General features: G+C 37.4%; 24 protein-coding genes and 1 riboswitch. Of the genes, 5 read left to right on the forward strand and 19 right to left on the reverse strand.

The genetic code is table 11. The features are described 5' to 3' along the window. Positions 1-29: 29 nt before the first annotated feature. Positions 30-1,346: a hypothetical protein gene (locus D9782_RS00205; protein ID WP_121603740.1), complete on the reverse strand. Its 1,317-nt coding sequence runs from the start codon at positions 1,344-1,346 to the stop codon at positions 30-32. A 362-nt stretch (positions 1,347-1,708) separates the two neighbouring features. Beyond that, entirely contained in the window at positions 1,709-2,458 is a 750-nt protein-coding gene (locus tag D9782_RS00210; RefSeq protein ID WP_026682267.1) for an alpha/beta hydrolase, read from the reverse strand. A 50-nt stretch (positions 2,459-2,508) separates the two neighbouring features. On the opposite strand from D9782_RS00210, the gene D9782_RS22620 reads away from it, so the two are divergent. Next, entirely contained in the window at positions 2,509-2,688 is a 180-nt protein-coding gene (locus D9782_RS22620; protein WP_162986292.1) for a hypothetical protein, read from the forward strand. Between the two features lie 309 nt (positions 2,689-2,997). Here the strand turns inward: D9782_RS22620 and D9782_RS00215 are convergent, their stop codons facing one another. After that, positions 2,998-3,195 (reverse strand): hypothetical protein, encoded by a 198-nt coding sequence (locus D9782_RS00215; protein WP_121603741.1) that lies wholly within the window; start codon positions 3,193-3,195, stop codon positions 2,998-3,000. 266 nt (positions 3,196-3,461) lie between these two features. Here D9782_RS00215 and D9782_RS00220 point away from each other — a divergent pair, with 266 nt between their 5' ends. After that, the gene (locus D9782_RS00220) at positions 3,462-4,391 is read left to right on the forward strand and encodes an IS4 family transposase (protein WP_121603742.1); all 930 of its coding nucleotides are present in this window, start codon (positions 3,462-3,464) and stop codon (positions 4,389-4,391) included. Next, the gene (locus tag D9782_RS23715; RefSeq protein WP_256365761.1) at positions 4,384-4,809 is read left to right on the forward strand and encodes a transposase; all 426 of its coding nucleotides are present in this window, start codon (positions 4,384-4,386) and stop codon (positions 4,807-4,809) included. Before D9782_RS00220 ends, D9782_RS23715 begins: the two co-directional genes overlap by 8 nt. Positions 4,810-5,104: 295 nt before the next feature. Here D9782_RS23715 and D9782_RS00230 read toward each other — a convergent pair whose 3' ends face one another. The 13 genes from D9782_RS00230 to pruA all read right to left on the reverse strand — a co-directional run bounded on the left by D9782_RS00230 (position 5,105) and on the right by pruA (position 19,513). Beyond that, complete coding sequence (locus D9782_RS00230; protein WP_026682005.1) at positions 5,105-5,833, reverse strand: SIS domain-containing protein; 729 nt, start codon at positions 5,831-5,833, stop codon at positions 5,105-5,107. A 66-nt stretch (positions 5,834-5,899) separates the two neighbouring features. After that, positions 5,900-6,625, reverse strand: coding sequence for a creatininase family protein (locus D9782_RS00235; protein ID WP_026682004.1), 726 nt, complete (start codon positions 6,623-6,625; stop codon positions 5,900-5,902). A 19-nt stretch (positions 6,626-6,644) separates the two neighbouring features. Then, positions 6,645-7,637: a phosphotriesterase family protein gene (locus D9782_RS00240; protein WP_121603744.1), complete on the reverse strand. Its 993-nt coding sequence runs from the start codon at positions 7,635-7,637 to the stop codon at positions 6,645-6,647. A 199-nt stretch (positions 7,638-7,836) separates the two neighbouring features. Next, positions 7,837-9,132: a PTS ascorbate transporter subunit IIC gene (locus tag D9782_RS00245; RefSeq protein WP_026682002.1), complete on the reverse strand. Its 1,296-nt coding sequence runs from the start codon at positions 9,130-9,132 to the stop codon at positions 7,837-7,839. A gap of 40 nt (positions 9,133-9,172) precedes the next feature. Then, positions 9,173-9,445 carry a PTS sugar transporter subunit IIB gene (locus D9782_RS00250; protein WP_121605777.1) on the reverse strand — a complete coding sequence of 91 codons (273 nt, stop codon included), beginning with the start codon at positions 9,443-9,445 and terminating at the stop codon, positions 9,173-9,175. Between the two features lie 5 nt (positions 9,446-9,450). Then, positions 9,451-9,891: a PTS sugar transporter subunit IIA gene (locus D9782_RS00255; protein WP_026682000.1), complete on the reverse strand. Its 441-nt coding sequence runs from the start codon at positions 9,889-9,891 to the stop codon at positions 9,451-9,453. Between the two features lie 32 nt (positions 9,892-9,923). Then, a complete protein-coding gene (locus D9782_RS00260) occupies positions 9,924-12,017 on the reverse strand; it encodes a BglG family transcription antiterminator (RefSeq protein WP_034679319.1) in 2,094 nt (697 codons plus the stop codon). A 281-nt stretch (positions 12,018-12,298) separates the two neighbouring features. Then, on the reverse strand, positions 12,299-12,478 hold the full coding sequence (locus D9782_RS00265; protein ID WP_121603745.1) for a hypothetical protein: 180 nt from the start codon (positions 12,476-12,478) through the stop codon (positions 12,299-12,301). A gap of 570 nt (positions 12,479-13,048) precedes the next feature. After that, complete coding sequence (locus D9782_RS00270) at positions 13,049-14,092, reverse strand: lactonase family protein (protein WP_121603746.1); 1,044 nt, start codon at positions 14,090-14,092, stop codon at positions 13,049-13,051. 96 nt (positions 14,093-14,188) lie between these two features. Next, positions 14,189-14,767 carry a TetR/AcrR family transcriptional regulator gene (locus D9782_RS00275; protein WP_121603747.1) on the reverse strand — a complete coding sequence of 193 codons (579 nt, stop codon included), beginning with the start codon at positions 14,765-14,767 and terminating at the stop codon, positions 14,189-14,191. Positions 14,768-15,724: 957 nt separating this feature from the next. Then, positions 15,725-16,468 carry an SDR family NAD(P)-dependent oxidoreductase gene (locus tag D9782_RS00280; protein ID WP_121603748.1) on the reverse strand — a complete coding sequence of 248 codons (744 nt, stop codon included), beginning with the start codon at positions 16,466-16,468 and terminating at the stop codon, positions 15,725-15,727. Between the two features lie 424 nt (positions 16,469-16,892). Then, a complete protein-coding gene (locus tag D9782_RS00285; RefSeq protein ID WP_026679813.1) occupies positions 16,893-17,810 on the reverse strand; it encodes a proline dehydrogenase family protein in 918 nt (305 codons plus the stop codon). A gap of 155 nt (positions 17,811-17,965) precedes the next feature. After that, positions 17,966-19,513 (reverse strand): L-glutamate gamma-semialdehyde dehydrogenase, encoded by a 1,548-nt coding sequence (gene pruA / locus D9782_RS00290; RefSeq protein WP_026679812.1) that lies wholly within the window; start codon positions 19,511-19,513, stop codon positions 17,966-17,968. A gap of 417 nt (positions 19,514-19,930) precedes the next feature. Between pruA and D9782_RS00295 the strand changes: the two genes are divergently transcribed. Continuing rightward, positions 19,931-20,479, forward strand: a complete 549-nt coding sequence (locus D9782_RS00295; protein WP_026679811.1) for a helix-turn-helix domain-containing protein — start codon at positions 19,931-19,933, stop codon at positions 20,477-20,479. A gap of 164 nt (positions 20,480-20,643) precedes the next feature. On the opposite strand, the gene D9782_RS00300 is transcribed toward D9782_RS00295, so the two are convergent. Together D9782_RS00300 and D9782_RS00305 are read right to left on the reverse strand one after the other, a co-directional pair. Then, positions 20,644-21,156, reverse strand: a complete 513-nt coding sequence (locus D9782_RS00300) for a helix-turn-helix domain-containing protein (protein WP_240455776.1) — start codon at positions 21,154-21,156, stop codon at positions 20,644-20,646. Positions 21,157-21,547: 391 nt separating this feature from the next. Then, on the reverse strand, positions 21,548-22,660 hold the full coding sequence (locus D9782_RS00305) for a 5-methyltetrahydropteroyltriglutamate--homocysteine S-methyltransferase (protein ID WP_026679809.1): 1,113 nt from the start codon (positions 22,658-22,660) through the stop codon (positions 21,548-21,550). A gap of 476 nt (positions 22,661-23,136) precedes the next feature. On the opposite strand from D9782_RS00305, the gene D9782_RS00310 reads away from it, so the two are divergent. Next, positions 23,137-24,849: an IS1182 family transposase gene (locus D9782_RS00310; RefSeq protein ID WP_162986293.1), complete on the forward strand. Its 1,713-nt coding sequence runs from the start codon at positions 23,137-23,139 to the stop codon at positions 24,847-24,849. Beyond that, positions 24,818-24,922, reverse strand: a riboswitch (SAM riboswitch). It overlaps the preceding gene by 32 nt. A 101-nt stretch (positions 24,923-25,023) precedes the next feature. Here D9782_RS00310 and D9782_RS00315 read toward each other — a convergent pair. Further along, positions 25,024-26,382: a transposase gene (locus D9782_RS00315; protein WP_121603749.1), complete on the reverse strand. Its 1,359-nt coding sequence runs from the start codon at positions 26,380-26,382 to the stop codon at positions 25,024-25,026. Between the last annotated feature and the right edge of the window lie 8 nt (positions 26,383-26,390).

Genomic DNA, 26,390 nt, shown 5'->3' on the forward strand with positions numbered 1-26,390 from the left:
CCGAAAATTTATAACGGATTAGTTTTCAACTAAACCCGTTTCCTTATCTCTATTTCTAGCTCCTCGGAAACCTTGTAAACATTGCGCGGTCTACCCTTTTTAAGCCCTTGCTCTTGTCCAATGATTTCTACTAACCCAGCTTCATACAAGCGTTTAACAAATCGTTCTGAAGTGCGAATGGACACTTGTGAAAATATTGCTAATTCACGAACTGAAAAGAATCCAAACTGATGTACCTTCAAAAAAGTAAAGAATCGTTGCATTGTCCTTAAATTTGTATTCGTTTTATTAATAACATGATGTAACCACTGATCTGTTGTTCTAATCTTTTCACGGCGAGTTTCTCCAAAAACCGGGCCGATAAGTTCTTTGTTATCAGTGACTACATAACCATTGCTCCCCATACCATTAATAGCAGTTTGTAATGCTAACAATGCATTTTCTTCCGCTTCAAAAAGCTGCTTTCCATAACCAACACCAAAAGCAAAGCTTTGTTCCAAGTCTGACTCAAGCTGCGTTATCCACTCAAGATTAGACCTAGTTAATAGAAAATCCTCAATGGTTCCTCTTGTCGTATAACAAATAAGCTTATCTTTTCTCTTTATCGAATATTCGATACCTGGTAAAGGTTTAATGGTATTCATTATGATTTCAAATTGCTTTAAAGTAAGAGGTGTCTTATCTTTAAGTGAAATATATAATATAGATAGCATCCCGTCTTGTAATTGAGAAAATAGTACTCGTTTACTTGCTTCATATAGTATCTCCTCTATGTTTCTTTCCGTATCAACCATATAAATGACAGGTACATTCCTTTTTTTCAGTAAATCATAAACATAATGAATACTTGTAATTGCCATCTTTGTTTGCTTTTCTATGTACAATGTTTCATGAAACGCTGTTATCTCTTGAATTGATAGCTTTTTTTCTTGTGAATCATTATATATCCACTGATAATCATACACATGTAGTGGATTTAATTGAAATGTTATATCGTTTTGAATATCCAACAAAATGGATCGGTCAGGTAAATCAATCGATAATTCGGAAATACGTGCATTAAAATTAATCAGACACGTTAAGATAGAAGCAGCTATCATGTATTCATGAAAAGGTGTTATGATAAATGGTTTATTTTCACAGTTACGATCACGGTAATAAAAAGATACAATTCCAGAAAAACATATAATGTCTGTCTCCTTTGCAGCTTGACGGTGTAATTTACTTATCTCCGAAGGCTTGCCATATAGATAAGTTCTTACTTGAATAGTTGGATGTTGTCTCGCTATCGTTTTAACTGTTTTTACGGAGTGTTCAGATCCAATATACCCTATGGTTATCGCCATGTTTCAAGCTCCTCTCTAACAATATTGTAAATGATTAGGAAATATAAACCAATATTTGCTTTTCAGGATTATACGGAGAATACCCACATTATCTTAATTACAGAACAAAAGCGCAAGTGCCCGATTAGAAACGTAACAAAAGAAGCGAGACAGCGGAGATAAAGGAATCACGGTGTGCTTGCAAGCCGATGATGACTTAGATTAGGGCGTTTCGAAGTCGCCTCGTTTATGGTCGCTAGAGCTGGACGGTGGCTCAACATCCTCCTCTTTATCCACTTGGGCTAATTTTATAATTTCCTTGACTACAAAGAAGGAATCACCATGACAGAACTGTTGGTGATTCCTTGTATACCGTGTACCTATTAGGTTTGTTGGATAAACTCAACACATTTTTCAGCAATTAATTCTTTATCAAAATCCAATGTCGCAACATGATAACTATTCTCCAATAAAATGATAGAACGTTCCTTTGATGATATAGATCGATAGATTTCTTGTGAGTTTTCTGGTGGAACCACATGATCCACAGTCGAAGAAAAGATTAAGGTAGGTATCTCAATAGCCGGGAGCTGGTCTCTTACTTTTTCAGCTAATTTTTTGAGTTCGCCCATCGATTTTACTGGTGTTTGTTCATATGCTAACTCTTTAACGTTCTCTTTTTTAATATCAGAGCCTATCCCATCAACAAATCGCTTGTCAGTTTGCGATAATTTGTCATAATACTTATTCATATCTGGCATATGAGTAGCCGCATTTATTGGGATAATTCCTTTTATTTCTGGATGGTTTTCTGCGAGATATAGTGTCAATGTTCCTCCCATTGAAAGTCCAGTTACATAGACTTCGGTGCAGGTAGATTGTAATTTTTCTAGTCCTGCTTCTACCGTTTGAACCCAATCGTGATACGTCGTTTTTTCCATATCTTCTGGAGTTGTACCATGACCAATTAAACGAGGACCAAAAACTGTAAATCCTGCCTCAGCTAGTTTTTCACCTAGAAATCGCATGCTTTGAGTAGAACCAGTAAACCCATGAATTACCAATACTCCTGTCTGATTACCAGCGAAATAAAATTCTTCAGCACCTCTTAAAACGTCATTATTTTCTAACATCTTATGACCTCCTTTAATAAAAAGTGGGGATTTTATATATCCCTCACTAATTGTTAGTACCACATGGGTATGACCTAAATGCCTTTGAACCAATCGGACATTTACTGGCAGTTGATCTCCCTCTTATCCATACTGGCTTCACTTTATGTGATAATTGTTCGATTATTATGTGGGAGCAAGCACTTATGAAATTGAATGACTATAGTAAATTATACCATATTAGAAGCTAGAAACTTATTCTATGTTTCTAGCTACTATGATTTTTGAACAAAAGCGCAAGTGCCCGATTAGAAACGTAACAAAAGAAGCGAGACAACGGAGATAAAGGAATCACGGTGTGCTTGCAAGCCGATGATGACTTAGATTAGGGAGATTCGTGAAGTCCTCGTTTCAGGGCGCTGGAGCTGGACGCGGCTCAACACACTCATATTTATCCACATAGGCAAATTTTATTTAGAAAACCTGAGCAAAATTCGCTCAGTCCTTATCACTAAATGCTCAGATTTACGCTTCCTCTAGTAGCTATTATGGAATAATAGCTACTGCTTGAACACCACTCCGGCTGCCCACTTCCCTTTCCGTGGGGTTTGTCCTTCAGCTAAATTTTTTAGCAAAACCCGCTCAAAAAAGTGGATCTTCAGGTCAAACATTTCCCACAGGAGTTGAAGTGGCCGGCCTTCGATATTATCAGGCTCTACAACGCTAGCATGAAGTAACACAGCTGCTTTTATACTCACGGATAGCGATTTTCACTTTACCCATTGTAAAAAAAGTCAACCTATTACTTATGACAAGAATTGTTGCACCTTCTCATAGCGGAGACTAATTACGTAGACTCCTGCGGGAATTGCGCGAGCCGAAAATCCACTTTGCAACGTGTTCTTCTTTGCAAAGTTAGTTGAGGCCGTGCCCCATAGCCGTCAAGTTAAGCAGGATATTTTAAAAACCATAAAGTTATTCGTTATTCTGACATTATAAATGGAATAATTTGGAGGGATTACGTATGGCTAAGCAATATCATTTTGACTCGTTTGTAAAGAGTGTGCACGATATTTTATCTATTTCTGAACTTCGCAATGTTGCTCGGGAATCAGGTTTTGTACAACGATTGAAGAAGATAATGCCGGAAGATTTCTTAAGTATATGTGCCTTCTTACATGAAAAAGTTGGTACGGAGGGGCTAGGACAGCTCTGTGCCTCCCTTTCTCGTGAATCAGAAATATCCATATCTAAACAAGCCTTACATCAACGATTAGACGAGAAAGGAGTGGCTTTTTTAAAACAAGTTTTTATGCGGTTAGCGGAAAAACAACAGATGTTATCGTTACCATCTCCATCTGATTATCCTTTTTCTCGGATCCGTATCTTGGATGGCACATCCTTTCAAGTAAAAAAGAACACCGCGAGTTATTGGGATGGAGTGAAAATACAATTAGAATATGAGCTGTATCAAGGGAATTTTTTGCATACGTTGTTCTATGGACCAAGAGACAGTGATCACGATGCAGCTGAAGAATTGGCAGATACAATAGGAGAAGAGGACCTTATCTTGCGTGACCTCGGCTATTTCTCAGGAGATCACTTTAAAAAAATAGATCGAGCAGGAGCCTATTATATTACTCGTGTTCCTGCCAATATGACCTATTGGACATTGGATGACAAGCAACGAAGAATCCAAATAAAGCCTGAAGAAGATGCCATGCATCTAGCTCCAGGAGAGATACAGGATTATGGGTTCATTCAATTAGGTGTTAAGGGAAAAAATACATTTCATGCACGTGTAGTCGTACAACGATTAACCGAAGAGCAACAAAAACAGAGAGATACCTATTTAAAAGAAAGAAGACGGAAAGGGGGGGCATACCCAATCCGCCAACAAGAAGAATCATATCCAAATTCTTGCTACCAATATAACACAAGAAGAAATGGATGAGCAAACCTTGTATCCTATCTATTCCTTGCGTTGGCAAGTGGAGATACTCTTTAAAACATGGAAATCGTTATTTGAAATTGATGATGTGCAGGCAATGAATACCGACCGCTTTTACTGTCATTTGTATGGGACTTTAATTCATATTCTTCTTTCTTCGATGATTGCTTTTCAGTGCCGTTACTGCCTTTACGAAAGGTATCAACTAGAAGGAAGTGAGTACAAATGTATCAATCATGCGAGAAACGCAATAGTAGAGACGAAGGGGTATTCACTCTATCACCTTTCTTCTTTGAAAGCTCTCATCGATAATATTTACCAGAACATATACCGGCATGGAAGGAAAGATCATCGTTGTCAGCATAAAAGTCCTTTTGATGTCTTAAACATTGCGTATAAAGTACATTTCCGTGCCGCGTGAGTAAGAGTGTAAAAAAGAAAACAAGTACCCATAAAAGAATACGGATTAAACTGGAAAAATATGTTAATATTTTCATTGCACCGTACTTCTTTTTTATTAGCTTGACGGCTATGGGCCGTGCCCGCGGAAAGCGAAGTAATTAGTCGGAGCATTGCCAATATACATCAAACATTTCAAAATAACTACTTGGCTTAACGCAGTCATTGCACTGATTTTATACTTTCTTAACTTTAAACAAAAAATACTTTCCTTTGCATTACTTATTCATGCAAAGGAAAGTATTTATAATGTTAACTTAAAGTTTAATTCTCTTACTATACCTATCTACTAGCTTTTGATTATGTTCATCTGCTCCTTCAATATTCCCACTCAGAAAGACTGGAGGACTATAGTTATTCTCAGCCATCACTTTAACAGCTTGAGCAAAGATTGCATTCAAAATAGCGGAGCCAATTACGGTTGAACTTGGTGAAAAATTTACCTTTACCTTATCATGAGATAACAGCGCATCTCCAATAGGTGCATGATTATCGATGACAATATCTACAGCATCATACAAATGCTCACCACTCGCATGTCGTGATGGCTGACTAGAAGAATAGGAAATAGATGTAATCCCTACTACAAAAGCGCCTTTTTGGTTTGCTATCCTTGCTACATCCACTGGAACAGGGTTTCGACCAGATGTAGAAATAACAATTAACATATCTCCGTTTTGAATATCTTGTTCGTCCATAAATGTTTCTGCATAATTATTTTTCCTTTCAAGCGTTGAAGATCGTAAAGCACCCTCGTGCAGCATAAGTGGTTCATGTAAAATAGGATGAATAGGCACTAATCCTCCTGCTCGATAGTATACTTCCTCTGTTAAAATGTGAGAATGACCACAACCAAATAAGTGAATCACCCCGTCATGCTCTATCGTTTTTGCCACCTGCTGAGCTACTTGCTGCATTACCTCCTGTTCCTCTTTCTCAACAACAGCTAGTAGTTCTGTAATTTCACGAAAGTATTGCTGGATCATGACAAACAGACCTCCTCAAAATTTTTAAGATTTTACAAATGCTTGTCTCTCTCTTTCTAAACATCGCTAACTCGAAGCCTTTTCAGTTAAAAGCCTCACCATATTCTCAATAGCAATATCTATGATATATTTCCCTTTCTCACTCGTTGCAAGCTTGGCATCACCTAATACAGCTGATTTTGTAAATGTTTCCCATGGAGTTGGCGTAACATCAGCATTAGCTGGAATCTCAGGGATATCCGTAATAGCTTTATCCATATCTACAAAATCCGGAGCTAAATATAGCATATAGGAAGTCTCGATTTCACATGCGTGGAAATAGGTGTTATGAGCTGACTTTGTTTCCCGAACGTCTTCAGCTGCTTGATTCATACCTGGATAAAAGAAATAGAATACTCGTAATTCTGGGCAGGTTTCAAAAAGTACACGAGCCGCTTCCTTCAATGCTGTTCCATTACCTAAATGACCATTAATCATCGCAAACGTAGTAAAGCCTTGCTTGTATAAACTTTCTCCTATATCAACGAGAATCGATATAAGTGATTCATTCTTTAACGTAATGCTTCCTGGAAAATTACGTAAGCTCCAAACTTGGCCATACGGCAATGTCGGTAATACTAATCCATTTACTTGTTCTGCTAGCCTCCTAGCAACACTTTCTGCCAAAATATTGTCCGTACCTAATGGCAAATGTGGACCATGCGCCTCCACAGCACCAATTGGCAAAAGCGCCACTTTACATGTCTTTATCTTTTCTTCAATCTCGTATGAATTTTGATATTGAAATTCCACTTCATTCACCTTCTACGCCTTACTTTTTAAATGAAAAACAGTTAGCAGGGTTTTCTATAAAAAATCTATCAACCAATTGTTCTCCATCAAATCCTTTTTGGTTTGCTTCTTCAATAAAACGTGGTACCCATTTACCAAGAATATTTTCTAATCCCAAACCATGATCGTAATGCTTATAATATGATTTTCTAGCTGTATCTCCGCTAATAAGAATTTGCCTTTCATACCCTTTATCAACTAACTCCAAAATACAGGAAATCCGAGTACTCTCTGGTGCATATTTAATTTTCGAGATACCATCAAAGGAAAGAAGTGCACCTGTCTTTGCAACCTGTTCATGATAAAAAGGATCTGGATTTCGATCCATATGCCCAAAGCTAATAAATTCTAAATTCACACCTTCTGATTTAAGAAGTTCGATTTGTTCTAACGCCATCGTACCTGCTTCTGTATGTGAATGGAGAGGTGCCTTTGTTTCATGATGCGCCCTTGCAACAGCACGTAATGTTTTTTCTTCTAAAGGGGTAATCCGGTTATACCCTGTACCAAATTTCACCTGTCCTCCACGTATTCCCGTTCCTTCAAGACCTTCTTCAATTTCCTTAATAACAACATCAGCAAGATCATTAATGGAAGTTGCATCAATCCACTCATAAAATGTTTGATAATTCCCAATTACTGCTTTTACATGCTCTGGTACAGGTGCCTCCCATAAGAAGCTTTTATTAAAACCAGCTGTCCCAATGATTGTAATTCCAGTTTCATCAGAAATTTCCTTAACTGCCTTTACATCTCTACCATAATCAATAGCAGTAGCATCAACAATTGCTTGACCACCGAGTTGTTTGAAATCTAAGACATCGAGCTTCGATTTTTCTTTATCATCAAGTAGTAAATCTTCCGCTTGTTTTTCAACCCAATATGGCGGACGACAAACAATATGTTCATGTGAGTATGTTACTCCCAATGTTTTGGGATTAATATCTCCATGAAACGTACGAATAAAGCTCATAAAGTACACACTCCTATCATTTTATTATTATAAGATGGTGTAGTTACACGCCTATATAGTGAAAGGAATATCTCAAAAGTTAGACCTTCTTTTAACAATCTCCTCTTGAGCAAAGCACTGTAAACTTTATACAGTTTCTTCTCCCACAGAAATACCTTCTTACCAATTGAAACCGATGAGATATCCACTTCAAACATTTTTAAAATAACAATTGTGAAAGAAAACGGATAATTGGTCCTAAGATGAACATATCCGAATCTGCTGCCCACATTGCTGTATCTGGAACGGTATCCGGCAAAAGTAGTTTAACCATAACAAATTGGCCCCACGCAACTACTGTAGAAGTAATAAAGCCTGCAATTAATGCTCCTCTTACTCCACCTGTTGCATTTCCAAAAACTCCAGCTGTAGCCGAATGGAAGAATAAAACAATCATTGTCGGAACGAATACATAGCCTACTGTATTTCCTAATACAACTAACCATAGTAAAGAACCAATAAAGGAGCCTAAAAAGCCTAAAATCACGGCATTCGGCGCATATGGAAATACGATTGGGCTATCTAATGCAGGCTTGGCACCAGGAACAATTTTTGTAGCAATCCCTTTAAATGCTGGGACCATTTCTCCGATAAACATTCGCACCCCCAGTAATACAACAGCGATTCCAGCTGCAAAAGTGAAGGATTGGATGATTGCATAGATAATAAAGTTTTGATCACCGGCAGCAGCTACTAGCTCTTGTGCACCTGGTGTATTCTTAAAAGAAATGATAACTGCTCCAACTAGAAATAATAATCCCATGGTTAATGCCGTAATAACATTTGAATCTCTTAGAAATTCTAATCCCTTTGGAAGCTTAATTTTTTCTGAGTCATTCTCTTTGTTTCCAAGAAATTTACCTGCTAATGCGCCAAGTAAGGCTACAGATGCAGAAGTATGACCCAAAGCAATATTGTCGTTACCTGTAATCTTCCGCATAAATGGTTGGGTCAGAGCTGGTTGAATTGTCCAGTATAATCCCATGACAACTGCTAGGAAAATTACCAGCTTTCCAAAGGAGACATCACCAGCTGCTTGAATGACAACACCTGCGAATATCGTTGTCGTCCAAAACATCATATGTCCTGTTAAATAGATGTACTTTAACTTCGTAAAACGTGCTAGCAATACATTGATAATAAAGCCTAATGTCATTGCCAATGTTACAGCGCTCCCATATTTCGCATTAAAGCTTTCTTGCCCCATAAAATTGCCTAATGGCTCCGCTGAGAGGTTGAATACTTCCTTCCACAGAGGCTCAAAAACAGTTAAAGCATTAACAATGACTCCAGATCCAGCACTAATAATTAAAAATCCAATAACAGCCTTAAATGTTCCACTAATTGTTTGACTAACTGATTTCTTTTGCAGTATTAGTCCCAAAAGCACGATAAAGCCTAATAATATCGCTGCCTCACCGAAGACGTTCGTAGCGACCCATACAATAACATCCATCCTTAATTCCTCCCCTTTTATATCTCATTAGTAGTTGTAATTAGTTGCTATCAACATTCTGCTCAATTGCTTGATTAATTTCTTCCATATCAAAATAATTGTTCACAATAATAATTTTTGCAGGATGTCCTATTAGCCCTTCCGATAGCTCATTACTTGTAATAATGTAATCAGCATTTATACTGGAAGCAGTTGAAACATCGGTATGCTCAACATCTGCTCGTATCCCTTTCTCTCTAAGCGCCTGCTCTACATTCATTTTTAAAATTAAGCTTGTTCCTTGACCTAAACCACATACAGTTAATACTTTCATCATTCTTATCTCCCCATTTCGATTATTTTGTTTATATCAGCAATTCCTCTTGCATGAATTAATTGATTAATATTGTCAGCATTATTTAATAGTCCAGTTAATTTCCTTAATAAAACCAAGTGCTCATCGCTAGAAGCCGCTCCTAATCCAAATACCAGACGAACAGGATCGTTTGTTGCATGTCCAAATGGAATCGGTTTTTTAAGTTGGACGAGAGAAACCGAGGCTTCATTTACCCCATCCTCGGGCCTTGCATGAGGTATAGCTATTTGTGGTGCTAGTACAAAATATGGACCATTCGTTTGATAAGCTTGTTTCATTGCCTGAATATAGGACGATTCAATTAATTTTTGCTGTAATAGAAGGTTACCAGCAGCTTCTATTGCCTCTTCAGCATTTGCTACTTCTACATCAAACTGCACCATATTTTCTTCTAAAAATTTCATATGCTTTACACACCTAACTTTTCAAATAATAGTTAATTTTCTTTTGAGTAAACGCGGATAAAATGACTAATTTCACTTTTATCCATTGTCTGGGTAAGATGATTTTTATTTTTCTTATTGGAAAATAACCGTGTCAATTGTGATAAGGCTTTTAAGTGCTGCTCGTTATCCTTTGATGCTAATATGACAAGGATACGAACTTCCTTTCCTAGAATATTGACAGGCTCACGTAAGCCAAGCATACTAAAACCAGTTTTGTTAACACCATCGAAGGGGCCGGCATGAGGTAAGGCAAAATGTTCGGATATTACCACGTATGGCCCACTATTTTTTATATTCTCAATCATTTTTTCAATATAATGATTCTCAATATATTTTTCATATAATAATGGTTTTGCAGCTATTCTAACCGCCTGTTCCCATGTATCTACACGTTCCATTACCTTAATTCGTTGTGGTGGTAATAGTTCATGTAAACTCTGCTTCCCTCCCTCATTATCAAGGTGTACTGGAGCATAGAGATATCTTCTTAATTCCTGACGAAGCGCATCCTCATTGTGAATAGAGGAATAACGCCTTACTATATCTAATATAGTTTCAGCAGAATATCTTTGCTGCTTATTCCCATTGTCAAACAAACTATTCACTTTCTTGAATAACTGTTCTTTATCATCATCATTTAGGACAGGATTAACCACAAAAACAGGAACTCCACGTTGTGGAAGCGCTATGGTAGACACGATGAAATCTATCGTTAATTCCATTTGTTGATATTCTCTTAATGAGGTTACACCTTGAATCTCAATATTGGAAAACAACCCCTCAAGCTGACTTTCTAGGAGTCTTGAAGTCCCTAAACCATTGGTACAAACAATGAGTAATTTCTTAGGTGATTGCTCAAGAATTACTCCCTCTTTACGAAGCCAACCGCCAAAGTGAATCGCAATAAATGCTATTTCATTCTCATCAACTTTTTGATTCATGAGATTTTCAAAATGACGCATTACCTTTTTTGTAATATGGAATACCTCTGGATAATTCTGTTTGACGGATGCAACTAGCGTATTTTCTACTTTAATTCCGTATTTAATTCGGTAATAAGCAGGCTTTAGATGAAGCAAAAGATTCTGAATGATAATATCTGGTTCATCAAACTCAACCGCTGCATATAATTGAAAATCAGCAACCATGTTCTCTACCACGTCAAGCAATGACTGCATTTCTTTATTTGCTAAATCTGGGCCTAAATTATATTTCACTTTGGCACTGAGCAAATATTTAGTGATATAATAAACTTCTTCATGTAAAGCTTGTGGGTTTGACAATCGTTTAAATAGTTGCTCGCATAATAATTTAGCCCCTACATATTCCTCTGTTGCTGCGATGATTTGTTTCTCAATAGGGTCATTCTCAATGACTGCTCCTTTTTCCATTCTCTTCATAAAGAAATGAAACCATATTACTAAGTTGTTTAAAACATCATCGATGATCTCAATCTTAAATTGCTGTTCATACTCGATTAGATACTTGTGGAGAATTTGCAGCCACTCCATACGAAAAATAGAGAATGTTTGTAACGGTGGTATTTCATCCATCAGACTATACCAGCCGTCATTTGGGGTTACGATGGAAAGATAGTGAATCAGCAAATCTCTGACATCGCTTTCATTTCCAGTAATATAATAGCCTTCTCCTCGTTCTGAACTTAGTTGTAATGCATATTCACCTATTTCCCGCTTTAATTTCTTGATGTCTTCAAGAATGGTATTCCGGCTTACTTGTAGAAGCTCTTTTAAATCTTCGATAAAATACGCTTGGCTACTACTAGTTATATGAATATATATCCATGCCCTTCGTTCACCTGCAGAATATTCATAATAGGAATCCTCCATCAACGTGTACTTCTTTATTATTTCCTGTTTCGTTTGATCATCAAGGTATATCCCCTCAGATCTAACTTGTTTAATTGCATCAAACCCATGTTCCTTTAACCAATCATTAACCTTTTCTAAATCATTGTAAATAGACCTTCTTGATACATTAAAAATGGTCGAAAGCTTAGATACCGAGATATAAGCATCCTGTTGAATCAATTGTTTTAAAACTGCCATACTACGTTGATTCATATGATTTCCTCCTACATTCAATCGAAAAAGTAGTATGTCTTATTCTTATTATAATCAACTCGTATTGTCTGAATAAGACCAAATCAATCACAGCCAAATATGCAAAATTGGATTTTGATCCATAAATTTGTCGAGGGGGACAAAACGCCAAAAACAACTTTTTTATAAGGTACATACTTATATTTTCCTAATCAATTAGAAAAACTGAGCAAAATTCGCTCAGTCCTTATCACTAAATGCTCAGGTTTGCGCTTCCTCTAGTAGCTATTATGGAATAATAGCTACTGCTGGACCACCACTCCGGCTACCCACTTCCCTTTCCGTGGGGTTTGTCCTTCAGCTAACTTTTTTAGCAAAACCCGCTCAAAAAAGTGGATCTTCAGGTCAAACATTTCCCACAGGAGTTGAAGTGGCCGGCCTTCGCTATTATCAGGCTCTACAACGCTAGCATGAAGTAACACAGCTGCTTTTTATACTCACGGATAACGATTTTCACTTTACCCATTGTAAAAAAAGGTCAACCTATTACTTATGACAAGAATTGTTGCACCTTCTCATAGCGGAGACTAATTACGTAGACTCCTGCGGGATTAGCGCGAGCCGAAAATCCACTTTGCAACGTGTTCTTCTTTGCAAAGTTAGTTGAGGCCGTGCCCACGGAAAGCGAAGTAATTCGTCGGAGCATTGCCAATATACATCAAACATTTCAAAATAACTACTTGGCTTAACGCAGTCATTGCACTGATTTTATACTTTCTTAACTTTGAACAAAAGCACAAGCGCCCGAATAGAAACATAGCGACTGGAGCGAGACAACGGTGATAAAGGAGTCACGGTGAGCTTGCGAGCCGATGATGACTTATCGAAGGGTGATTCGTTTCGTTACCTCGTTTCTAGGCGCTGGAGCTGGACGCGGCTCCACGCGCTCATATTAATCCACAAGAGCGTATTTTATAATTTCTAGGCAATAAAAAACTCACCACTAATACTAAATAGTATTAGTAATGAGCTCTATACACATTAATTATTTTTTACTTTTGTTCATTTAAAAATTTCACACAAACAACTTCGGGAACGTCAACTTCGCTATTCAATTTTGTTAACTTACCCGTCACTTTGTTTCGCTCAAACAAGACCAAATTGCCACTATGCTGATTCGAAGCAACAATAAAGGATTCTGTTGGATCCAAAACAAAGTCACGTGGCCAATCGCCTCCAGTAGCTGTGAATTCAATCAGCGTTAGAAAATCTGTTTCTCCTTCTACTTGAAAGACAGCAATACTATTATGCCCGCGATTTCCTGTATAAAGAAATTTACCGTCCGATGAAATAGAAATTGCACTTGCATCATTCGTATCCGTAAAACCTTCTGGCTTTGCTTTGATTGTTTGTTTTTCAGTAAAGCTTCCATCATCTGCATGATAAGCTAATACAATGACTTCTGAGCTTAGCTCTGTTAGTAAATAAGCAGTCTTTTCGTTTGGGTGAAAAACGATATGCCGGGGACCACTTCCTGGTTTTATAGAAAGTGTATCATGCCGTATCAATTCACCTGCTTCTATACGATAGGTAACAAGTTCATCTGTTCCTAGGTCACATACTACTACATAGTTTCCATCTGGTGTAAAGCCAGCAAAATGAACATGGGATTTTTCTTGTCGTTCATGGGGACCATTACCTTCATGTTTTACAAATTGCCCTAGCTCAAGGGAACCATCCTTATTAACCGAATATAGACCAACTTCACCTTTATGATAATTTCCAGTCACCAATTTTCCATCACGAATACTTACATGGCATGGCGCTCTTCCTTCCAGCAACTGTTCATTAATTTGATTTAATGTATGTGTTTCTGCGTTTATCGCATAAGCACGCATTCCACCTAATTCTCCGTCTTGTCCAACTGAAAATAGGTAGCGATCATCCTCGCTTATTGTTAGATAGGTAGGACTTCCAACAGAAGCTACTGCTTGAACAGCCTGTAATTTTTTAGCTTCGCTGTCGAGCTCAAAACAATAGATTCCCTTACTTTGTTCTCTTGTATAGGTTCCTGCAAATCCAATATACTTTGTCATTCTACCCTTCCTTTTCTCAGTGAATATATAGTAAGATTTTACGTTTAAATCTACTAAATGTAAACCTACATCCATGGATAAATTCTTGAAAGGTCCCTAGCTTCTTAATGCTCCATGCAATATAAAATCTACGAATTGTTCAATCTTTTGTTCATCAAACAAAGATGTTTGCTTTCCTTTGTGAATCCGATGATGTGTACTCATTGCAATAATAGAAGATATGATTCCGACATTTAGCAATTCAAAATCGCAAACACCACTTAAATCTCCATTGTTAATTCGTACTTGTAATTCCTTACTAACTTCATTTTGTTCATATGTATATTGCACGTATTTTTTCGATATTTCCTCATGCAAGGGCGTTTCACGGAACAAGATAGCGTACTGTTCAAAATTCGTTAAGACAGCACGAGTTAATTGTCGTACATATAATTCCAAAAGCTCCTCTGTCCGTTTATGATGTAAACTACTACTTTCTGGTATTTCTAATTTTTCATGCGAAATTGTTTCCATTAAAAGATCGAGCTTACTATTAAAGTACTTATAGATCGTCGCTTCCGATACGCCACATTGATCAGCAATATGCGTCGTTTTTGTCATATCGTAACCTTTTTCAGCAAAGAGCTTTCTAGATTGCTCAACGATCATTTGTCTTGTTTTTTGACCTTTTCTCAAGAGACTAGAGCCCCCTTTCTAAGAAAAACTGAGCAAAATTCGCTCATTCCTTATCACTACATGCTCAGATTTACGCTTCCTCTAGTAGCTATTATGGAATAATAGCTACTGCTTGAACACCACTCCGGCTGCCCACTTCCCTTTCCGTGGGGTTTGTCCTTCAGCTAACTTTTTTTAGCAAAATCCGCTCAAAAAAAGTGGATCTTCAGGTCAAACATTTCCCACAGGAGTTGAAGTGGCCGGCCTTCGCTATTATCAGGCTCTACAACGCTAGCATGAAGTAACACAGCTGCTTTTATACTCACGGATAGCGATTTTCACTTTACCCATTGTAAAAAAAAGTCAACCTATTTCTTATGACAAGAATTGTTGCACCTTCTCATAGCGGAGACTAATTACGTAGACTCCTGCGGGAATTGCGCGAGCCGAAAATCCACTTTGCAACGTGTTCTTCTTTGCAAAGTTAGTTAAGGCCGTGCCCGCGGAAAGCGAAGTAATTAGTCGGAGCATTGCCAATATACATCAAACATTTAAAAATAACTACTTGGCTTAACGCAGTCATTGCACTGATTTTATACTTTCTTAACTTATAAGAAAAACTTGGCTTTTCGCCAAGTAATTGCGAAAACCTTAGTTTCTACATATACATTGTACTTAAAAATGTTCGCTACGTTGCTTAGTCGACTAAGCTAAAGTTTTATATCTTCCTAACGTGAAGAGCAAAAGCGTAAGCACCCGATTAGAAACATAGCGACTGGAGCGAGTCAATGGAGATAAAGAAATTATGATGTGCTTTCTAGCCAATGATGACTTATCGCAGAAAGATTCGTGAAGTCGCTTAGTTTCTGGGCTCTGGAGCTAGGCGCGACCCAACACGCCCATATCCACATGGACAAATTTTATAATTCCTAGACAAAAAAGTAAGGCTGGAGGAATCACCAGCCTTACTATTATAACTTATTTGAATGATGCATAACCATCATCAAGCATAACAATACTTCCATTAATAACATCTGCTTCTTTTAGTGATAGTAAATAGACAGCATTAGCAATAGCCTCTGGTTGAATCAACTGCTCGCGCATTTGCTGTTTCTTCAAATGTTCCAACATCCCTTTATCTTTATAACCTTGAATAATTGGCGTATCAACCCCACCTGGAGCAACACCAACTACGCGAATAGCAAATGGTGCGAGCTCTAGTGCTGCAGTTTGTGTCATCATTCGTACTGCACCCTTACTTGCTTGATAAGCAAATGTACCTTTATTTGCCATATAACCGAATACGGAAGCAGTGTTAATAATAACACCATTTACATTCAATTCCTTCATTTTACGACCTGCTGCGAAGATTCCATATGCCACACCGTGTTGATTCACACCTATTGTTTTATGATAAGAATCTATATTCGGCTCAAGGATTGATCCCATATCGCCAATTCCAGCATTATTAAACATTACATCTATGGATCCATATAACTCCACTGCTTTATCCACTAGGTTTTGTACGTCCTCTTGTTTGGAAACATCTGTTTTTATGAATGTAGCTTTACCGCCATCTTTAGTAATTTGCTTAGCTATATCTTGACCACTTCCATTCAAATCAGCAACTACTACCTTATCCCCTTCTTGCGCAAATTTTAACGCAGTTGCACGTCCAATTCCACTTGCGGCACCTGTTATAACTACTACTCTATCTGCCATCAAAGACACCCCTTTATCTTATTCACTAAAAAGTAAGTAAGTATTCACTTACTTTTTATAATACTAGCATACGCCTTTTTTTATAGATAAGCAATTATGTGAACTGGATAACCTAATGATGGCGGTATCATTTTTAGGGGTTATCCTGTCAATTATATACGGAATAAACAGTAATAGAAAAGTGCAAGCGCAATTTGAGAAGGTAGCTTATCATCCATCAACCCAAATTAGCAGCTTGCACGTAATAAAAATTTTTTCATATAGCTGATAGTAAGCCCTCCGTTTCAATAGTTCGAGTAGTCGTATTGTCGACTACTAGTAAAGCGTTGATTCGTTTTGGCCTACATAGAATTATAATATAAAGATTGTTGCTAGTAGCGGACCACTTTCGTTATACCTCAGAAGGACTGAAGTAACCTTAACTTTATTTTTTAAAGATTCCTTTCAACACAAAGGCAACGTTGGCAGGTCGTTCTGCTAAGCGACGCATATTATATCCAAACCAATCGTCACCATAAGGCATATAAACGCGCACCTTATACCCCTCTTCAATCAATCGTTCTTGAAGTTCAATTCGGATACCATACAGCATTTGAAACTCAAATTGATCTCTGGGAATAGCATGTGTTTTTTCCAGTTCTTTTGTATATGCAATAATATCATCATCATGTGTAGCTACAGCTGTGTAGTTACCATTTAACAGATTCTTCTTAATGATCTTTTTATAATTCTCATCGACATCCTGTTTATTTGGAAAGGCAACCTTTTCGGATTCTTTATAAGCACCTTTTACAAGCCGCAAATATGGGTTAAACTCATTTAGTGCATCTAAATCCTCTTCTACACGATAAAGATAAGCTTGTAGTACCGTTCCAAGATTATCAAATTCCTGCCTCAATGATTTAAAAATGGTTAACGTTTGTTCCGTTCGTTCATAATCTTCCATATCAATTGTGACAATGACTCCATACTCTTTCCCTGTCTGTAGTATTCTACGCATATTTCCCATGACAAGCTCATAAGAAATATCCATACCAAGTGAGGTTAATTTCAACGACAATTGTGCATTCAGATCTTTTTCCGCAATGACCTTAATTGCATGAATGCATTCCTCAGTAGATTGCCTCGCTTCTTCTTCATTGTCAATGAATTCTCCCAAGTGATCGACAGTTACTTCAAACCCCTTATCGTTTAATTCTTTAATCTTCTCAGCTGCACCATTAATATCTACTCCTGCGACAAATCGTGATGCTCCAAACCGAAAACCGTATTTCTTTGCTGCTTTCGTTAGTGGTTTATTATTTGATAAAAATAAAAAGAAATTACGCATGATTTGTTCCACGTTGATCCTCCCCCAAACTTCACTAATTTTCTAAAAAATATGTTCAAAAGATCAGGTAAAAAGGAATTTGCTCTTCCTTTTTACCTTTCTTTTTGAACATGCATTTCCACTTCATTATTTGTAAAGCATTGCAGGAGAGATAGTTAATGTATTATTTACAGCATTTCAGAACTTGTTTTACCTTGCATATGATGGATAAGATAATCTGGTCCACCTGCTTTTGAATCTGTTCCAGACATGTTAAATCCACCAAATGGCTGATAGCCTACAATGGCTGCTGTACAACCGCGATTGAAGTACAGGTTACCTACATGAAAATCCTGACGTGCTTGTTCTTGATGCGTACGATTATTTGTAATTACTGCACCAGTTAAGCCATACTCGGTATTGTTGGCTATATCAATGGCCTCATCAAAACTTTTCGCCTTCGTTAATGCAACCACAGGTCCAAATATTTCTTCTTGCATGATACGAGCCTCTGGATCAACATCTCCAAACACCGTTGGATTTACAAACCAGCCTTTGCTGTCGTCACCTGTACCACCGACTAATAAGTCTCCTTCTTTCTTCCCAACCTCGATATAATCCATAATTTTATCATAAGCTCCTTGATCAATGACCGGACCCATGAAATGGGAATTATCATAAGGATTTCCTGCCGATAACTCGCTGGTAAGTTCTACAACTCTATTTTTCACTTCATCATAGACATCTTCATGAATGACAGCGCGAGAACATGCTGAACATTTCTGTCCAGAAAATCCAAAAGCGGATTGTACAATTGATTCAGCTGCTAATTCTAAATCTGCTTCATTATCAACAACAATAGTATCTTTTCCACCCATTTCAATAATTGTTCGTTTCAACCATTTCTGACCTTCTTGTACTTTTGCCGCACGTTCAAAAATACGGGTACCTACATCACGAGAACCAGTAAAACTTATGAAACGCGTACGTGGGTGATCAACTAAATAATCGCCTACTTCTTTCCCAGGACCAGGAATGTAGTTAATAACTCCTGCTGGCATTCCTGCTTCTTCCAATACTTCCATCAGTTTATAAGCGATAACTGGAGTCGCACTTGCTGGTTTCAATAAAACGGTATTTCCAGTTACCATTGCTGCTACAGTAGTACCTGCCATAATCGCAAACAAGAAGTTCCAAGGAGAAATAACCACACCTACGCCTAATGGAATGTAATGATATTGGTTATATTCAATTGGACGGCTATTCACTTTAACTCCATCTTTTAATTCAAGCATTTGACGTCCGTAATATTCTAGGAAATCAATAGCTTCTGCTGTATCTGCATCTGCTTCCTTCCATGGTTTACCGCCTTCTTTGATTAAATGGGCAGTGAACTCATGCTTTCTGCGACGAATGATCGCAGCAGATCTAAATAAGATATCTGCACGGAATTTCGGATCCGATTTTCTCCAAGTTTCAAACGTTTTATCTGCAACTTGCATTGCTTTCTCAGCTAATTCTTTATTTGCTTTAGAAACATAGCCAATTACTTCCTCTTTATCGGCAGGATTAACAGAAACGATTTTTTCCTCTGTTGTAATACGTTCACCACCAATAATTAATGGGTATTCCTTACCTAAATCCTTCTCTACCTTTTTCAATGCAGCTAGCATTTGCTGTCTATTCTCTTCCACCGTAAAATCTGTAAAGGGTTCATGTGTATAAGGTACGACCATGTATAAAAACCTCCTAAATATAGTTTACTAGTTTCCAATTATTGAAAACGTTTTCAACATCAATGAAAATAATCAACCCTTAAGCGTATACATTGCTCATTAATTTAACTATTACTGTAATCAATAAGATGGCTAGCCTGTTACGGGTTGTTCATTAATGCTCAGAAGAAACTCTAAAAGCTAAAGCTGTTGTGAAATTTGAACTAAGAAAATTTTCTAATAATTTAAAGCGAAACTATTTAAGTATTACTTAAATTATGTTTAAATAAATTATAAGATATTTTTTGCTTTTTCGTCAACTGTTTTCTCATACAATTCTATAAAACTAGGCAAAAAGGACTATCAAAATATTCACAAAGTCTAAGCTGATCTTTTATATCTACAAGTTATCAATTGGGATAAGGGGAGAAATAAACCATGAACCACACACAAAACCTTGGAAGTAAAGTGAAGAACCTACGAAAACAAAAAAAGTTAACACTAAAACAAGTTTCTGAAAAAACCGGACTTTCCATTAGTTTTTTATCACAATTGGAGCATTCCAAAACTTCTGCTACCCTTCTATCTTTAAAACGAATTTCTGAAGCACTTGGAGTGAATCCAAGTTATTTCTTCTCATCATCTATGGATAACTCACGATCAGCAATCACAAGAAATATTGTTGATATGGCAAACTTAACTGAAAATCGATTTATTTATAAGGATTTAACCGGAGGAATGGAGAACCCACTTTTTGTTCCGAATCTTATCATTCTTAACCCAGGAGATAATCGAGGCAATAATTTTTCACACAAAGGACAGGAGTTTCTATATGTGTTAGAAGGCACGCTTACCATTGAAGTTGATTATGAGGAAGCCATTTTACAACCATATGATTGTATATTCTTAGATTCTTCAACACCACATAATTGGTATAATTATACGGACAAACCAATAAAGTTCCTATGTATTTCTTCCAGAGAATAGATATTCCATAAAGTACATGTTGATACAGCAATCTAGACCTTTGAATACTCCTGTTGGGGTGGCTGCCGTGTAAAGCCTAAAATAATTGGATTCATCCACAGGAGTCGGTCAGCCAAATCAGTTGCTCAAGAGGAGGCTGTCTTTTGGGACAGCTCCTTGTCTGATTACAAATGATTATCGATAAACACTGTTAGTACCCTCGCTGGTTCATTATTAACGGGAATAAATAAATGTGACTTATTTCCTTTAAAAAAAGCACTATCTCCTTTTTCCATGTAATGCTTCTCATCTTCATAAAGTAAATGGATAGCTCCCTCTAAAATATAAATAAACTCATCTTGGGAGTGCGTATAGGTCTCTTCGCGGACATTCATATCCCGAGGAGTTACATGAACAATAGTAGGTTCAATTCCTGTAAACCGCGAACGATTTGCCAGCAATTCATAGGAGTAACCCATATTCTCATCACCTACTTTAAATTGCCGTTCTGTATGAGGGAGTAAAACAAGATCTCGATCATCATGATCATCCAAAATCCAGGTTAGTGGTACTTCTAATTCTTCACTAATTTTGGATAAAGTGGCAATTGCTGAAGCTGTCTGTCCATTTTCAATTTTAGATAAAAGGCTTTTGGAGATTCCACATGCTTCCGCTACCTGCTGTTGTGTTTTTTTCATACGCAAGCGCATTTGCTTAATTTTCTTACCTATATTATTAAGATTTATTGCAATTCTCTCCTTCCGCTAGTGGTCACACGTTCTATAAACTTCTTTAATGATAGAATAGAACGAAACTATCGTCAATCCGAACATACAGATAATCACTGCCTATAGATTTAATCACATACAAGCAGAGTGTGCTGTTTTTTTAGCTAGTTCTGTTTACTTTGCTAATATTAACGGGTCAAAGCACCCTTCCTTTCGTTAGGTAACATCACCATTTAAAAAATGAATGATAAAGCACCCAACTACATTCCGAATATACTGATATGCTCGAAAGGTAATTCGGAGTTACTTTATCTTCATTCATTCAAAATGGTTTAATATAAGCGGCTACTAATATGCTTTCTTACTTCCACACATCCTTAGCGATATCTACTACATGTCTAACCTTATTCCATTGCTCTTCTTCTGTTATCAGATTACCTTCTTCTGTAGAAGCGAAACCGCATTGCGGACTAAGACAGAGCTGTTCATACGGAAGGTAGTTAGCAGCTTCAGCAATACGTTTCTTAATAACATCTTTATCTTCCAGCTCTGGGAACTTAGAAGTAACTAATCCTAAGACTACACAAAGATCATCTCTGTTCACATAGGATAAAGGCTCGAAACCTCCAGATCGCTCGTCATCAAATTCAAGGAAAAGCCCGTCCACATTCAACCCAGCGAAAATGGTTTCAGAAACAGCATCATAAGAACCTGTACTGAAATAATGGGAACGATAATTGCCTCGACAAATATGCATGGTGATAAGTAAATCTTTAGGCCTTTCAGCAATCGATTCATTAATCACACGTTTGCAAATATCCCTTAGTTTTTCTGGATTCATGCCCTTTGCTTGCAGTGAGGAAATCCCTTCTTCTGATAGAAAGGATGCCCATGATGTGTCATCTAACTGAAGGTAACGACAACCTGCATCATAAAATGCCTGAATTGCTTGTTGATAAGCCATAATCACATCTGGAACAAGGTCTTCGATTGTTTGATAAATATCTGTATCAAATCCAGCACGAACGAGTAACATGTTCGGACTTGGGATCGTCTGTTTGGCAACATGACGGTTCCCTACCACTTCATTCAGAAACTTAAAATCTGCGAGAAATGGATGCTCTTTATTAAACTCCACCTTTCCAGTAACATGAATGGAATGCTTTTTTGTCTCAATTCCAGCAAATTTCAAGCCATTATTTGGCTCAAATCCCTCAACACCATTTAAATTCTCTAAAAAGTCGAAATGCCACCAAGAACGCCGAAGTTCTCCATCGGTTATAGCCATTAGCCCAGCTGCCTTTTGTTTCTCTACTAGCTTAATAATTTCTGCATCTTCAATTGCTCTTCGTTGTTTTTCACTAATTTCTCCTTTAGCATATTGAGATCTCGCGTGCTTGATACGATCTGTTCTTAGAAAGCTACCTACATGATCTCCTTTGAAAGGTGCTATTCGTTCTACTGCTGTTGTCAATGTATCCACTCCTTTATAGTTATAAAAAGGCTGAGACAAAAGAATGAAGAAACAATTAAAAACGAACAATGATTGGTTGAAAATTAATTATCGTTCGTATTGATCAGAATCATTCATTTAGCACCTGAAATAAGCGAGACTCCGGCCGTAACACCACGAGTCCGAAGATCCACTAGAAAAAGCGTTTTCCTTACCAAGTTAGCTGAGACCGTTCCCGCGGAAAGCGAGTATATTTCACGATGCTGGAATGATACTCCTATTGATAACATGATTATTCGTATTTTGAGTAAATAAGTGTGTTTTGCCTCAGCCTCGTTAAAAAGGGGCTGAGACAAAACCCAGTAACTGAAAAAAGTGGTACGCCAATTTAGGGCGTATCACTTTTTTTACTTTTTTCAATATTTATATACGCAAAAAGGATACCTTCTGATAAAGTTAAAGTAACTACACAAAAACTTAGAAAAGAGGTATCCTTGATGTTTAAACATTATACCATGAATCAAGTCGTTTTGCCTTTAGATTTTGAAATGAAATTACAAGAAAATGATATCGCCTATGCGGTTAACCATATTGTAGAACATATCCGAGAGGAATCATTTGTGGGATTTTTGCGTGAAACAGGTTGTCCTGCATACCATCCACGCATGATGATGAAGATTATCTTATGTGCCTATACACAGTCTGTTTTTTCTGGCAGAAAAATAGAGGGATTAGTCAAAGACAGTGTACGTATGATGTGGTTAGCACAAGGCTATGAACCAAGTTATCGTACCATTAATCGTTTTCGTGTTCATTCCGAAGTAAAAGAATTATTACGTCAGTGTTTTGTCTTATTTCGTTGTCAACTTGTTGAAGAGAAGGCGATTGAAGAAGAGGCTATTTTTATTGATGGTACGAAAATAGAGGCAAATGCCAATAAGTTTACCTTTGTATGGAAAAAATCCATTGAAAAATACAGCACCGATTTAATAGAGAAGTCGAATCAAATGTATGAGGAATTACTGGAAAAAGAAATTATCCCTGAAATAGAAAGGGAAAGTTCCGATGAACTTTCAAAGGAAGAACTCAGTGAAGTGGTTAAAAAGCTAGATGAAAAAGTAGAAAAATATGATAATGCAATCGAAGAAAGCAAAGAAGCAAAAGAACGCAAACAACTTCGTTCCGAACGAAAAGAACCCAAGCAATACCGTAAACAATTCCAAGATTTTGAAGCTCGTAAACACAAATATCAAAAAGATATGGCAATCTTAGGCGATCGCAATAGTTATTCTAAGACAGATCATGATGCCACTTTTATGCGAATGAAAGATGACTATATGAAAAATGGTCAACTTAAAGCAGGTTATAATGTACAAATTGCGACCGAAGGTCAATACACATTAGCCTACGATGTATTTCCAAATCCTACGGATACTCGCACGTTTATTCCTTTTCTCGATAGTATTGAAGATAGGTACTTTCAATTGCCCGAGCATATTGTCGCCGACGCAGGTTACGGTAGTGAACAAAATTACAGTAATGTACTTCATAGAAAAAGAACACCACTGATTACTTATAATTCCTATCGGATGGAAAAGAAAAAGAAATATAAAACAAATCCTTTCCATGTATCCAACTGGGACTACGATTCAGACGGAGACTTTTTCACTTGTCCAAATGGAAAGAAAGTATCCTTTCATTACCTATCAAACAGAAAGGATAAGGCCGGGTTCAAACGAACCTTTCATGTTTATGAATGTGAACATTGTTCTAGATGCCCATTACGCGACCAATGTACCAAAGCAAAAGGGAATCGAAAGATTTATTACAATGCTCAATGGGAACAGCAAAAAGCATATATAAGAGAGCAGCTTTCAAAAGAAGAAACAGGAAAAATCTATGGTAAACGAAAAATAGATGTAGAACCTGTCTTCGGATTTTTGAAGGCCAATTTGCGTTTCACTCGAATATCGGTGAGAGGCAATTCGAAAGTGGAAAATGAATTAGGATTTGCCTTTATGGCGGTGAACTTAAGAAAGTACACCGCCATAACACAAAATTCATGTATTTATGATAATGAAAAAGATTCCAGCTATCTATTTTTGATAACTGGAATCTCTTTTTTACTTCTCCAGGCTAGTTATGTCCCAGCCCCTTTTGTATACATACATCGTCACCTTCTCATCTTTCAAGTTTATAAAACTTGCTAGAAGTAGCACCTTATTTATAAAACAGGTTGCTGAGGTGTCTTCAGGCTAGTCCCTCGACCTCTCTAGATAAGAATATTATGTAATTGAATCAATTTCATAATTGCTGTTTTTAAAAATGCATAGAGTTGTTCCTTGATGATTTTCAAGTTTTTTTAATAAAGGAATCAATTTTATTTATGCAGCTTTTAGCGTCTTATGTTTCATTTCTAGTCTAATCCGATCCGCGGCTAATCTTGAGGCATTATAAACAAGCGTCACCAAATGGAAGTGAAGACTTGATTTTTTCCCGGTTCGGTGACGGACATTATTCAGTCCAAAGAATTCTTTCAAATAGGCATTAACACGTTCGACAGCGGTACGTTCTTTGTACAGTTCATCCCATTTTTTCGATCCCCTTGCGGGATTGGTGTACTTTCGGATATCTGTAGATTGTTTGATTTTAAAAGTCTTTTGACAAAGTGAGTCGTGTTGTAATGGGCACGTTGCACATTCCTTCGGACGTGTATATTTCAATGTCTTGTATTTTGGATCGAAGCTGTCGTAGCGATAGGAATGCTCTAGGACACAAGTCGGTGCGAAGTACTCGTCATAACCAACCGTCTCTCCTTCGTTACGTCGGTTATATGGAATGACAGCTTGTAGATCCTGATCGATTAATTGTTGATAGATTGGTTCATAATCGTAACCGGCATCGAAAAGGCCAGCAGTAAATAAAGACGGAAGATCGCGATCAATTTTCTTTAATAAAGGGATGGCTGCCTTTCCATCATTGAGGCTACCGGACGTCATCATCCCCGCAAGAATGTACTGGCTTTTTGTGCTAACGGCTAAGTGACCTTTGTAGCCAAACCAGAAGATGTTTTTTCCATCACTGTTTTTCTTGACTCCCCATTTTGGTTCGATGGGGGCTTCATTCAACAACACTTCCACTGATTCAGAAAGCTGATGAACAATTTCTTTTTCATAAATCGGACGCGCTTCTTCCTCGGCCTGTTTTTCTTTGAGCCATTGTTCACGCTCAGCTTTTGGTTTGCGTCCGCGCTTTTTCGGTGTTGTCCTTTCTTTCTTATCGGATGTATGAGCGCGATCTCTTGCCTCGAAATGAGTAGCGTCAATAGCGATGTTTTCTTCGCCGATATGCCCTTCATCGATGGCAAGAAAAATAAGCTCATCATGGATATGTTCCATCTCATCTGATTCACTGATGATAGTAACCATTCTTGAATAAGAAGCTTCAGATGGAATTTGGTCAGAGTGAAGAAATCCACAGTCATATCGAAAAATAGGATCACGTTTTAAACGCCTAATCAGGTCTTTGATTGTTACAATTCGCTCCACCACACGAGCGATTAATGAGTAGATCATGGCACCGTAATTCAGTTCTCTTGGGGCACCAACTTTATTAGGTTTATCAAATAAATTCAAGATAGGATCCAAATTGATTGTTGAAAAAACAGCTTCAAAATGATGGGTAGGTTCCATCTCATATAATTCGTGTATGTCAAACAAGCTTTGTTGTCGTATAATAGACATAGGGGGCA

Origin of the sequence: Virgibacillus sp. Bac332 (genome assembly GCF_003667785.1) — a bacterium.
Taxonomy (GTDB): Bacteria; Bacillota; Bacilli; order Bacillales; family Amphibacillaceae; genus Virgibacillus; species Virgibacillus salarius.